12 protein-coding genes are annotated in these 12441 nt (G+C 69.8%); 4 read left to right on the top strand and 8 right to left on the bottom strand.

The window, feature by feature from the left end; genetic code table 11:
* The gene (locus CQ034_RS16245; RefSeq protein WP_105711876.1) at positions 1-510 is read right to left on the bottom strand and encodes a phosphoribosyltransferase; all 510 of its coding nucleotides are present in this window, start codon (positions 508-510) and stop codon (positions 1-3) included.
* A 163-nt stretch (positions 511-673) separates the two neighbouring features.
* Between CQ034_RS16245 and CQ034_RS16240 the strand changes: the two genes are divergently transcribed.
* Positions 674-2323 (top strand): thiamine pyrophosphate-binding protein, encoded by a 1650-nt coding sequence (locus tag CQ034_RS16240; protein ID WP_105711875.1) that lies wholly within the window; start codon positions 674-676, stop codon positions 2321-2323.
* Positions 2324-2344: 21 nt separating this feature from the next.
* Entirely contained in the window at positions 2345-2761 is a 417-nt protein-coding gene (locus CQ034_RS16235; protein WP_105711874.1) for a VOC family protein, read from the top strand.
* Here CQ034_RS16235 and CQ034_RS16230 read toward each other — a convergent pair.
* Positions 2758-3138: a VOC family protein gene (locus CQ034_RS16230; RefSeq protein ID WP_105711873.1), complete on the bottom strand. Its 381-nt coding sequence runs from the start codon at positions 3136-3138 to the stop codon at positions 2758-2760. The genes CQ034_RS16235 and CQ034_RS16230 overlap by 4 nt on opposite strands.
* Before the next feature lie 125 nt (positions 3139-3263).
* On the opposite strand from CQ034_RS16230, the gene CQ034_RS16225 reads away from it, so the two are divergent.
* Complete coding sequence (locus CQ034_RS16225; RefSeq protein WP_105711872.1) at positions 3264-4451, top strand: hypothetical protein; 1188 nt, start codon at positions 3264-3266, stop codon at positions 4449-4451.
* Between the two features lie 3 nt (positions 4452-4454).
* Here the strand turns inward: CQ034_RS16225 and CQ034_RS16220 are convergent, their stop codons facing one another.
* From CQ034_RS16220 to CQ034_RS16200, 5 genes are all read right to left on the bottom strand, one after another.
* Positions 4455-5084 (bottom strand): response regulator transcription factor, encoded by a 630-nt coding sequence (locus tag CQ034_RS16220; protein WP_105711871.1) that lies wholly within the window; start codon positions 5082-5084, stop codon positions 4455-4457.
* Entirely contained in the window at positions 5081-6295 is a 1215-nt protein-coding gene (locus tag CQ034_RS16215) for a sensor histidine kinase (protein ID WP_105711870.1), read from the bottom strand. Before CQ034_RS16215 ends, CQ034_RS16220 begins: the two co-directional genes overlap by 4 nt.
* A gap of 39 nt (positions 6296-6334) precedes the next feature.
* The gene (locus CQ034_RS16210) at positions 6335-7090 is read right to left on the bottom strand and encodes an ABC transporter permease (protein WP_105711869.1); all 756 of its coding nucleotides are present in this window, start codon (positions 7088-7090) and stop codon (positions 6335-6337) included.
* Position 7091: 1 nt separating this feature from the next.
* Positions 7092-8066, bottom strand: coding sequence for an ABC transporter ATP-binding protein (locus tag CQ034_RS16205; RefSeq protein ID WP_105711868.1), 975 nt, complete (start codon positions 8064-8066; stop codon positions 7092-7094).
* 83 nt (positions 8067-8149) lie between these two features.
* The gene (locus CQ034_RS16200; RefSeq protein ID WP_105711867.1) at positions 8150-10021 is read right to left on the bottom strand and encodes an FAD-dependent monooxygenase; all 1872 of its coding nucleotides are present in this window, start codon (positions 10019-10021) and stop codon (positions 8150-8152) included.
* 145 nt (positions 10022-10166) lie between these two features.
* Here CQ034_RS16200 and CQ034_RS16195 point away from each other — a divergent pair, with 145 nt between their 5' ends.
* Complete coding sequence (locus CQ034_RS16195; RefSeq protein ID WP_105711866.1) at positions 10167-10877, top strand: IclR family transcriptional regulator; 711 nt, start codon at positions 10167-10169, stop codon at positions 10875-10877.
* An 88-nt stretch (positions 10878-10965) separates the two neighbouring features.
* Here the strand turns inward: CQ034_RS16195 and CQ034_RS16190 are convergent, their stop codons facing one another.
* Positions 10966-12345: an MFS transporter gene (locus tag CQ034_RS16190; RefSeq protein WP_105711865.1), complete on the bottom strand. Its 1380-nt coding sequence runs from the start codon at positions 12343-12345 to the stop codon at positions 10966-10968.
* Between the last annotated feature and the right edge of the window lie 96 nt (positions 12346-12441).

Below are 12441 nucleotides of genomic sequence, written 5' to 3'. Positions count from 1 at the left end.
TCAGGCCGAGGGCGCGAGGCCCAGATCTTCTTCGCGCACCGTGCCCTGGAACGACCACGGGAAGTTGATCCACAGGTCGGTGCCCTTCCAGGCGAAGTCGGGCTGGATGATCGTCGAAGGCTTGGTGTAGATCGTGACCGACCGCACGTCGGCGCCCTTCTCCTGCAGCAGCTGCACGGCCAGCGCGAGCGTGCGCCCGGAGTCGGCCACATCGTCGACGAGCAGCACCCGGCGGCCGTCGAGATACGCCATGTCGAGCTCGGGCGGAAGCACCTCGGGCGCATCGAGCACCGTGCCGATGCCGGTGTAGAACTCGACGTTGATCGCGCCGCAGTTCTTGGCACCGAGCCCGTAGGCGATGGCACCGGCCGGGAGCAACCCGCCGCGGGCGATCGCCACCACCACCTCCGGTTCGAAGCCGGTGGCGAGGATGTTCCGCGCCAGCTCCCGTGTCGCCGCTCCGAAGCCGTCCCAGGTCAGTGTCTCGCGCTCGAGCGCCGCATCCGTCATCTCTGCATTCTCCCGCATCCCGGTATGCACTCTCGCCGGTAGACTGAGCGGGTCCGGCCCGGCCGGTGCCTGAAAAAGAGGCACGAAGCACTTCGCGAAGACGCGGAGGCGAGACACATACGGATCCCACAGTTCCTCCGTCCCTGTCTCGAAAGGCTTTCGCATGCCCACCGTCTCCGCACACGTCGCCCTCACCCTCGCCCAGCACATCGACTCCGTCTTCGGCGTGATGGGCAACGGCAACGCCTACTTCCTCGACGCCATCGAGACGCAGACGGATGCCTCCTTCACCGCCGTCCGTCACGAGCAGGGGGCCGTGGTCGCCGCCGACGCCCACTTCCGCGCGTCCGGGCGCATCGCCGCCGGCACCTCGACGTACGGCGCCGGATTCACCAACACCCTGACCGCCCTCGCCGAGGCCGTGCAGGCGCACGTCCCGCTCGTGCTCGTGGTCGGTGACGAGCCCACGTCCGGCCCGCGCCCGTGGGACGTCGACCAGATCGCCCTCGCCTCGGCCGTCGGCGCCCGCACCTATACGGTCGGCCGAGCGGATGCCGCGGCCACGACGATCATCGCCATCGAGCACGCGCTGACCTATCGCGTCCCGGTCGTCCTCGCCATCCCCTACGACGTCGCGGCGCTCGAAGCCGGCGAGGTTCCGGCGGCCCCGTCACCGCGGGTGCCCGCTCCGCTCGCGCCCCGCGGGGAGTTCGCCGACGGGATGCTCGACGAGATCGCTGATGCTCTGCGCACCGCCCGGCGACCCTTCCTCCTGGCAGGTCGCGGCGCGTGGCTCTCCGGTGCCGGCGCCGCGCTGGGCGAGCTCGCCGCGGCGACCGGCGCATTGACGGCGTCCTCGGCTCTCGGCCGGGGCATCTTCCCCGAAACGCAGTACGACCTGGGCGTCACCGGCGGCTTCGGTGCGGACGGCGCGATGGACCTCGTGCGCACCGCCGATGTCGCCGTGGTGTTCGGCGCCTCCCTGAACCAGTTCACGATGCGGTTCGGCGAACTCTTCGCGCCGGGGACGCGGGTCTTCCAGGTCGACATCGCCCCCGCCGCCACCCATGCCCACGTCGGCGGCTTCGTACGCGCGGACGCCCGCCTGGCCGCCGAGGCTCTCGTGTCCCGGCTCGGTGGTTCCCTGTCGTCGAGCCCGTGGCGGGAGAGCGTCGACGTCGCCGCGGCCCGAGCGTACGACGCCGGTGACGACCTCGCCGCCGACGGACGCCTCGACCCGCGATCGGCCGCCCGTCGTATCGCGGAACTGCTCCCCGAGGATCGTGTCGTGGTGTCCGACGGCGGCCACTTCATCGGCTGGGCGAACATGTACTGGCCGGTCGCCGCGCCCGATCGCATGATGATGATCGGCACCGCGTTCCAGTCCATCGGGCAGGGCTGGCCGAGCGTCGTCGGGGCCGCTCTGGCTCGGCGCGAATCGACCGTGGTGCTCACCTCCGGCGACGGCGGCGGACTGATGGCAATCGCCGACCTCGAATCCGCTGTCCGCGCGGCCGGAGGCCGGGGCATGGCCGTCGTCTGGAACGACGCGGCATACGGCGCCGAAGTGAACCTGTACGGGCTCAAGGGCCTCGCCGAGGGCCCGATGCGCATCCCCGAGGTGGACTTCGCCGCCTTCGGCGCGGCCGTCGGAGCCGAGGGCGTCGTCGTGCGCACGCTCGCCGACCTCGACCGCCTCGAGAGCTGGACCGCCGAGGATCCCTCCACCCGCCGCTTCCTGCTCCTCGACCTGCGCATCTCCGGGGACGTCATCGCGCCGTACCAGCAGGAGATCATCCGCGTGAACTCCTGACGCGACTGGCAGACTCGGATGATGCCGGGTCTCCATCACGTCGAACTGTGGGTCGCCGACCTCGATGCCGTGCGCACGGAATGGCGCTGGATCCTCGATCGTCTGGGCTTCACCCTCGACAGCGAGTGGGCCGACGGCGAGTCCTGGGCTGCGGGCGGGACCTACCTCACCTTCACGACCTCTCCGAATCTGTCGGATGGCGCGCACGACCGCCGGCGCGCCGGGCTCAATCATCTGGCGTTCCACGGTGGCGACCCCGCTTCCGTGGATGCGCTCATGTCCGAGGCCCCGGCGCACGGCTGGCACCCGCTCTACGCCGAGCGTTACCCGCACGCCGGCGGCGAGCAGCACTACGCGGGCTGGCTCGAGAATGCCGCGGGCTTCAAGGTCGAGGTGGTCGCCGACACCACGTCGACGCCGGCGACCACCACCGCCTAGGCCTGGGCGCCGTAGTCAGGCAGCTCCTGCAGCGTCCAGCTGTTGCCGTCGGGGTCGTCGAAAGAAACGAAACGCCCCCAGTCCATGTCCTCGACGCCTCGTGCGTCGACGCCGAGACCTCGCAGGTGCGCCAGCGCCTCATCGGCATCGGGCACCACGACCTGGATCGAGTTCTGCTGCCCCGGCTCCAGATCGTTCCCGAGGCCCGTGCCGAAGGCGATCGAGCAGGCCGAACCCGGTGGAGTCATCTGCACGAACCGCAGCCCCTCGACGGGGGTCTGGTCGTGGTCGGCGTGGAAGCCGATCTTCTCGTAGAAGGCCTTCGACCGGTCGACATCCGAGACCGGGACGAAGATGAGTTCGATCTTCCAATCCATCACGCACTCCTCCTGTCGGGCGCCGTCGCCCATCGGCGTCCACGGTACGCGCGGCCACCGACATCGCACCAGAGCGGTCGGTGACCGATACTGGTCGGGTGACGCGACGTCGAGAGCATGACCGGATGCCCCTGATTCTCGACGCCCTCTGCCTGGCACGTGACGACGCCCCCGTGCGTCGCCTGATCGATGCCTTGGGCACCGAACCCGTGGAGACGACGGAGCGCCGGATCGGTGAACCGGCCGTGCTCTCGCAGCATCTGCTGTTCGGGTCCGGCGGCGAGATCGTGCTGCACGATGACGCGGTCGTCGCCGTGATCCTGCACCTCGCGCCGACGCCGTCCGCTCCGCGCGGCCTCGACGCCGCGGAGTGGCTCCCGGGGGTCGACAACGATGCGACCTTCGCCGACTTCAAGGCGACGTTCGACGTCCCCTGGAGGTTCGCCGACGGGGACCGCTACTTCGTCCTCGAGGCAGCGTATCTGCGCCCGGAGTTCGTGAAGCACGGGGGCCGTCGAGCCGGCGACCTGCAGCGGGTGGCGTTCACCGTGGACGATCCGAAGGAGACATGCCGCCCGGCCGACGAGGGCTGCCCGGTGTGCCGCGAACTGATCGTGCGCACCGGCGACGGGTCCTTCGATCTGGACGGCACGGTCGACACTCTCGTGGCGGGGGTCGAAGCAGGAGTCCTCAAGGAGTCCAGCGGAGCCGTGAGCCTCGCCGACCTCCGACTGCTGCACGCCTCCGCCCTCATGGAGCGGGTGGAGAGCCAGGTCACGTGCACCGCATGCGGCCGGGTCGCCTGCCTCACCCTGTATCGCGACGCCCCTCCGACATTCGGGTATCACCCGCTGGATGCCGCGATGCGACGGCCCCTCGAAGCCATCCCTCCCGTCGAGGAGTGGGGTGACGCCGATCGCATCGCCGAGGTGCGCGATGCGATGCGCTACGTCGACCACGAGCCGGGCCTGTGGTTCCTGGTCGAACAGCACGGCGACCTGTACCTCGACTCCCGGTACACGATCTCCTCGATGGCCGACGACTCGTGCCTGATCCGCCTGGATGAGGCCGAGCGCCAGGAGTACCACGAAGCCGGCCGCGACAGCCTCACCGAACTCGCCCGGCGCATCGACCGCAGTGGGCCGCATCGGGAGGCGTCTCCCTTCCACCGGAGGAACCTCTTCCGTCACCCGGACGGGGGAAGGGACTACTCCGCCGAGGTCAGGGCCGCGATCGCCGGGCACACCTGGCTCGCACGGCAGAAGCAGGCCGCCGCACAGCAGGCGCAGTCCGCATCCGCAAAAGACAGCTGAGCGTCAGATCCAGCCCTTGTCGAGCGCGATCCGCACCGCCTGCGCCCGGTTCGCCGCGCCCGTCTTCCCGATCGCCGCGGAGAGATGGTTCCGCACGGTGCCGGCCGACAGGAACACCTCCGCCGCGATGGCCGCCGCCGAGCGCCCGTCGGCGGCCAGGCGCAGCACCTGACGCTCGCGGTCGCTCAGCGGGTTCGCGCCGTCGAACAGGCTGTCGGCCGCGAGCACCGGATCCAGCACGCGCAACCCGGAATGCACCCGACGAACCGCCTCCGCCAGCTGCTCGGCGGGAGTGTCCTTCACGATGAATCCGCCGGCTCCGGCATCCAGCGCCGACCGCAGGTAGCCGGGGCGCGCGAAGGTGGTCACGACCAGGATGCGCGTCTCCGGACTCGCCTCGCGGATGCGGCGCGTGGCCTCCACACCGTCCATGCCCGGCATCTGGATGTCCATCAGGCACACGTCCGGTCGCAGCTCCTCCGCGAGCCGTAGCGCCTCTGCACCATCGGAAGCCATGCCGATCACGGTGAGATCCGGCTCCAGATCGAGCAGCGCCCCCAACGCGCCACGCACCAGCGCCTGGTCGTCGGCGATCAGCAGCCGGATGCCGCCGGCCTCCCCCGCGGCCGTCACCAGGTCACCTCTACCCGGGTCCCTGAGCCCTCGGCTTCACGCGCCGCGGCGATCATGAAACCCGCACCCGCCTCCGCCGCGCGTTCGCGCATGCCGCGGATCCCGTTGCCCGAGTCGTCACTCGCGCCGTCCTTCATGCCGACCCCGTCGTCTTCGACGACCAGTCGCCCCGGCGCCAGCAGCACTCGAACCGTGCGGGCCTCGGAATGACGCAGCGCATTGGTCGTCGCCTCGCGCAGGATCCAGCTCGCGGTGATCGCCTGCACCGGCGACAGAGCAGCGGGCTCCCCGTCGACGCGCAGATCGATGTCGGCCGCGCGGAGAGAGTCCCGCGACGACGCGAGCTGTTCGACGAGCGTCGTGGCCCGTGCACCGGCAACCGACGACCGCACCCCGGCGATCGCCTCCGCAGTCAGTCGCTCGATGTCGGCGAGCTCGGCCTTGGCGCGCTCCGGATCGGAGTCCATGAGCCGTCGCACGAGCTGCGCCTTCAGACCGACGACCGTCAGCGAGTGGCCGATCAGGTCGTGCACGTCACGGGCGACCGCTTCGCGGCCCTCACTCGTCGCCAGCTCGAGCCCGAGCTGTTCGGCCTCGGCGGAGCGGATGATGAGCCAGGTCGTCACCGTGTTGACCACGCCGAGCAGGCCGATGATCGCCAGCACCGACAGGTAGCTGAGGCCTCCGGGGAGGAGGAAGACGCACAGCGCCGCGACCGTCATGGCCGCGATCGTCGTGATCCAGTGCCAGACGCGCGTCAGGCCGTACGAGGCGAACGACATGACGAACGGCAGGAAGCTGAGCGCCGATCCGCCCTCCGCCGGCACGGAGACCAGCGCGCAGACGATGAGGATCGCGAAGGTGACCCACTGCCGTGTCGACGGTGGTCGCCCCAGTCCTCCACCGCCGCGCATGCCGTGCATGAAGCCGGTGACGTACAGCACGACGAACGTGACCAGCGCGATCCAGCCGACGACGATCCACGCGAGCGGCGCCTCCGAGCGCAGCAGTGCGATCACCGGGTACACGAGGAAGACCAGCCAGATCACGGCCATCAGCCAGCCGAACCGCGCCCAGGGGTCCTTTCCCACCGGTCCGCGTGGGGGGCGCGCTCCCGGAGCTGCCCATGCAGTCGGCGGGGCTCCCAGGGCGGCGAACCGCCGGGCCTCCTCGGATGCTTCCGAGGAGGCCCGCTTCGAGTGCTGCGTCATCCGTCCAACCTACTGTCGTCGCCCGATCCGGCCGGCGTCTTATTGCCGCGCCCGGGAACGCTTCATGCCCATGGTGACCAGCAGCACGAACAGTGCGAGCCACACGGCGACGTTCAGGAACAGCATCCACAGCTCATCCGTCTGTCCGGTGGTGAGGGTGCCGTCGGTCAACGGCCAGCGGCTCAGGGCCACGAAGCCGTAGAGAGGGGTGAACCGGGCGATGTCGAGCATCACCCCGTCGAGGGGCATGAAGACGTTGCCGAAGAACGCGAAGAACGTCATCGAGATCGAGGCGAGCGCCGCGGCCGAGTCGGAGCTGAAGAACAGGCCGACACCGAGCCCGAAGAGGCCGTAGATCAGGCCGATCCCGAGGATGATGCCCGCGGTCGCCACCCAGCGCCAGCCGTCCTCGACCTCCGCGCCGGTCATCATGCCTGCGGCGAAGACCGCCACCAGTGCCAGCGCCGCGAAGGTGACGGAGGTGAGCAGTTTCGTCAGCGCATAGCCCGCGGTCGTCAGCGGCGTCATGGCGAGTTGGCGCCCCCAGCCCTGCTTCGCCTCGGTCGCGGCGAGCGAGGTCAGAGAGCTCATCGCGACCGCCGTGCCGTAGGCGGCCATGGAGGTCATCACGTAGAACGAGACGTTGCCGTGCCCGGCCGAGAGCGAGCCGAAGCCCATCCCGGCTCCGAACAGCAGGTACATCGCGACCGGCATCGCCAGGGTGAACGCGAGAGTGTAGGGGTTGCGTAGCTGGCGGACGCCTTCGATGCGCAGCATGGTGGGTGAGACGAGCATGTCAGTTCTCCGTCAGAGCCGTGAAGGCGGTTTCGAGGGTGGGTGCGGCGATCTCCAGGTCGTGAGCGCCGTGGTCGAGCAGGATGCGGGCGGCGGCGTCGGAGTCCGCGGCCCGCAGGCTGAGACGATCTCCGTCGAGCCGCACGTCGACCACGCCATCGGTCGCGCTCAGCGTCGCGACGAGCGCGGCGCCGTCCTCTCCGACCGTCGCGGACACGCTCCGCTCCCCCAGACTCGCTCGCAGCAGAGCCGTGGGCGCATCCGCGACGACCGCGCCGCGGTGCATCACCACGGTCCGCCGGGCGAACTGCTCTGCCTCCTCCAGGTAGTGCGTGGCGAAGATGATCGTGCGTCCGGCATCCGCATCGGCCCGCATCACGTCCCAGAAGTGCCGCCGGGCCGTGACGTCCATCCCGGCCGTGGGCTCGTCGAGCACCAGGATGTCGGGGTCGGACACCATCGCGAGCGCGAACTTCACCCGCTGCTGCTCTCCCCCCGAGCACTTGGAAACGCGGCGGCGGGCGAGGTGTTCGAGGTCGGCACGGGCCATGACCTCGGGCACCCGCGCGGCCGCTTCCGCTCCGTACAGCGAGGCGATGAGGCGCACGGTCTCGCCCACGGTCAGGTCGCCCAGCAGGCCGCCGGTCTGCAGCACCGCGCCGATCGCTCCGCTCGAGGTCGCCTGCTCCGGCGTGACGCCGAGCACCCGGACGCTGCCGCTGCTGGGCTGCGTGAGCCCGAGGAGCATGTCGAGAGTCGTCGTCTTGCCCGCGCCGTTCGGGCCGAGCAGCGCGACGACCTCGCCGCGGCGGATCGACAGGTCGACCCCGCCGACGGCCTGCACGCGGCGGTCGCCCGAGCCGAAGTGGCGTGTGACGCCGTTCAGCTCGAGGACGACCGGATCATGGTTCGAGGCTTCGGATGCCGGACGCGCGGTGACCTGCGTCGCCGACCCGTCCACGGAGGAGTTGTTCATGTCTCCAGCCTCGCGGCAGGAGCCTCACGACACCGGAGGGAGGTGTCATCTCCTCGGCATGACACGTGTCATGCCGAGGAGATTCAGCGGGCCGGGAGCAGCGCCCCGTCGAGGAACCCGGCGAGCTCGTCCACCGCGTCCAGCGGCAGGATCGCCGCTACGTACTGGTCGGGTCGCACGACGACCACCACGCCGTCGCGCGAGAGCTCTCGCGCCGCGAAGATGTCGGTCTCGGTCCACTTGCTGGGGCCCGCCGCATAGACCTTCTCCCAGTCGGTGAGGCCGAGCGGACCGGTCTTCGGCTGGAACAGGTCCGGCGCCGAGGTGACCTCCACCTCCTCGAAGGGCTGCTGGTACACGGCCTTCACGTCGAACACGGCGTCGACGTCGGCATCCGCCGGAGTGAAGCGCGCGAACAACGGGGCGGCATCGGCGGCCCAGGCGGCGAGCCCCTCCCCGGTGCGGTCGCCGAAGGCGTACACGCGCCAGCGGCCGTCCGCCTTCGCATGGTGTCCGAGGTGGGTGACGTTGCCGTCGCCCACGCGCATGACCTCGGCCGACTTGAAGCGCTTGCCGAGGGGATAGCCGACGGCGAGCGACTGGTGGGCGTCGGCGCCGGTGATCATCGACGAGGTGTACTGCGTCATGAACCCCGACGGGAACTCGGCCGTCGCGAGGTAGTAGGTCGCGAGGTCGTCGGGGTCGGAGATCTCCTCGGGCTTGCGCGCCATCAGGGTCGACCATTCCCGGTCGAAGTCGATGAGCTGCTGCGCGACCGGACGTCGCTCGGCGCCGTACGTCGCCAGGAGCGCCTCGGGAGCGCGACCCGTGAGCACCGAGCCGAGCTTCCAGCCGAGGTTGAAGCCGTCCTGCATCGAGACGTTCATGCCCTGGCCTGCCTTGGCGCTGTGCGTGTGGCAGGCGTCGCCGGTGAGAAAGACGCGCGGCGTGCGTCCCGACTCGTCGATCACGTCGTCGAACCCGTCGGTGACGCGGTGGCCGACCTCGTAGACGCTGTGCCAGGCGACCTCACGCACATCGAGGGTGTAGGGGTGGAGGATCTCGTTGGCGCGGCGGATGATCTCCTCGATCGGCGTCTGCCGCACCCGGTGGTCGTCGTCGGCGGCGACTTCGCCCAGGTCGATGTACATGCGGGAGAGGTAGCCGCCCTCACGCGGGATGTGCAGGATGTTGCCGGCCTCGGAGTTGATGGCGCACTTGGTCCGCCAGTCCGGGAAGTCGGTGTTGACGAGCACGTCCATCACGCCCCATGCGTGCGCGGCCGAGGCACCGACGTGCGTGCGCCCGATCGCCTGTCGCACGCCGCTGCGGGCGCCGTCGCACCCGGCGACGAACTTGGTGCGGATCGTCCGCTCCTCCCCTGCGCGCTCCCCCGCGACGTAGCGGATGCGGACCTCGACCGGGTACTCGCCTTCCTCGTGCACGGTGAGCCCCACGAACTCGACTCCGTAGTCGGGGGCGATGCGGCCGGGGCCGTTCGCGGCCGCCTCGGCGAAGTAGTCCAGCACGCGCGCCTGGTTCACGATCAGGTGCGGGAACTCGCAGATGTCGTACGCGTAGTCGGCGGTGCGCGAGGTGCGGACGATCTCGTCGCGCTTGTCGGGGTTCGGGCCCCAGAAGTTCATCCAGCCGATGTTGTAGGCCTCGGCGATGATCCGCTCGGCGAATCCGAACGCCTGGAAGGTCTCGACACTGCGCGGCTGGATCCCGTCGGCCTGTCCCAACGGGAGGCGGCCGTCGCGCTTCTCGATGATGCGGGTGGAGATGCCGGGGTACTGCGACATCTGGGCGGCGAGGAGCATCCCGGCCGGCCCGGAACCGACGATCAGCACGTCGATCTCATCGGGGAGGTCGGTCGGCCGGTCGAGCCCGACGCCGGCGGCGTCCTGCACGCGCGGGTCTGCGGAGACGTAGCCGTGGTGGTGGAACTGCATCGTCGTCGATTCCTTCCGGACTTCTTCGTCGGTCCTGCGCTTCGGGTCTTGCGCTCGGGGGGTGTGTGTTCTATATTCGAACACACTGTTCTACTATTGAACACAGCCTAAACCGCCGCGCCGGTGACCGCAAGGGAGCGCACGCATGTCCGAGACCCCGAGCACCTCCCCCGCATCGCAGACGCTGAGCCGCGGCATCCGCATCCTCGAAGTCCTCTCCGACGCCCGCGGCCCCCTCACGATCGACGAGATCGCGACCCGTCTCGGCGTGCATCGCTCGATCGCCTACCGCCTGCTGCGCACGCTCGAGGACCACGGCCTCGTCACGCGGGACGCGGCCGGGGCGGTGAGCCTCGGCGCACGGATGGCGGCACTCGCGGCCGGCGTCGCGCACGATCTGCAGGCCGAAGCACTCCCCGAACTCACCGCGATCGCCAACGAGCTCGGGATGACGTGCTTCCTCGCCGTGCTCGACGGGGCCGAGTGCATCACGCTGGCCAGCGTCGAACCGCGGCATGCCGTCGCGAGCGTCGCCCAGCGCCCCGGCGCCCGGCATCCGATCACCGTCGGCGCCCCGGGCAAAGCGATTCTCGCTCAGCTGCCGAGCACCGAATGGCCCGCCGAAGCGCCCGCGTCATTGCCCGCGGACGTGGCGGCGACGAAGCTCCGCGGTTACGCCACCAGCCATGACGAGGTCATCCCCACCGTGCAATCCGTCGCCGTGCCGCTGGTCCTGCGGAGTCAGCGCCTGGCCGCGATCGCCGTGGTGCATGTCGCGACGGATCTCGACGACGCCCAGATCGCCGCACGACTGCACCGCTCGGCCGCCGTCATCCGCGAGGCGCTCGACGGCTGACGACCCGGTCGAGGCGAGGGCGAGGGCGGAACGACGAGAGCGTGCGCCCACCGGGGCGCACGCTCTCGATCGGATTCCGCGTGCCTGTTCAGGCCTTCGCGAGCCCACGGATCGGGCTGGCCGACTGCTCATCCTCGTGATCCGGGCCGAGCGGGATGCCGGAGCGGTCACGCAGCAGGAGCGTCGCGACCAGCCCCAGGACCGTCATGCCGGCCAGGTACCAGGTGACGCCTGCCGTCGACCCCGTCTTGCTCACGATGGCCGTCGCGATCAACGGAGCGAACGCGCCGCCGGCGATCGCTCCGATCGCGTACGAGATCGAGACGCCCGAGAAGCGGATGCTCGCCGGGAATAGCTCGGTGTAGAGCGCCGCCTGCGGCCCGTAGGTGAAACCGAGACCGATCGTCAGGATCGCGAGGCCGGCGAACAGGAGTCCGATCTCACCGGTGTTCACGAGGGGGAACAGCGTGAAGACTCCGACCAGCTGCAGCACCCAGCCGATGAGGTACGTCGAGCGGCGGCCGATCCGATCGGAGACCCAGCCCGCGAGCAGCGTGGTGAGCAGCCACGTGACCGCGGAGCCGGCGACAGCCCAGAGCACCGGACCGCGCTCGAGGCCGATCGGCCCGTCGGGGTTGGTCGCGTAACCCTGGATGTACCCGCCCGTGGTCATGTAGCCCACCGCATTGTTGCCCGCGAACACGAGCGCCGCGACGATCACGAGCAGCGAGTGCTTACGGAACAGCTGTGCGATCGGCATCCGCGCCTTCTCCTTGCGCGCGGCGAGCTCGGTGAAGACCGGGCTCTCCTCAACCTTGCGGCGTACGTAGTAGCCAACGAGGATCAGCACCACGCTGAGGAGGAACGGCACACGCCAGCCCCAGATCGCGAACTGGTCACCGGGGGCGATCGCCGTCATCAGCGCCATCACACCGGAGGCGAGCAGCAGGCCGAGGGGAACGCCGATCTGCGGCGAAGCCCCGAAGATGCCGCGCTTCTTGCGCGGAGCGTGCTCGACCGCCATCAGCACGGCGCCGCCCCACTCGCCACCGGCCGAGATGCCCTGGATGATGCGCAGGAGCACCAGCAGGATCGGCGCCATGATGCCGATCGTCTCGTATGTCGGGAGCAGGCCGATGAGGGCGGTCGCCGCACCCATCAGGATCAGCGTCCACATGAGCACGGTCTTGCGTCCGAGCTTGTCGCCGTAGTGTCCGGCGAGGAACGCGCCGAGCGGGCGGAAGAGGAAGCTCACGCCGACGGTGGCGAAGGCGATGAGTGCACTGTCCGCACCGAGCGGCTCGAAGAACAGCTGGCCGAACACGAGTCCGACGGCCGTGGCGTAGATGAAGAAGTCGTACCACTCGACCGTGGTGCCGACGACGGTGGCGAACACGACGCGGCGCCGATCGGCCGCTGTCGCGATGGTTCCGGTGGGTGTGAACCCATCCTGTGACTGCCCGCTCATGGGGGTGTCTCCTTTGGTTGTGACCGCATTGTCACGGCGTGCAGCGGATGCGGATCCGGAGTGCTTGCCGAGGGGTGAACCGATGATATATGATTT

Source organism: Microbacterium sp. MYb45 (assembly GCF_002979655.1).
GTDB lineage: Bacteria > Actinomycetota > Actinomycetes > Actinomycetales > Microbacteriaceae > Microbacterium.
Note: the sequence above shows the minus strand (reverse complement) of the source record. Positions and strands in the feature narration are given on the sequence as shown.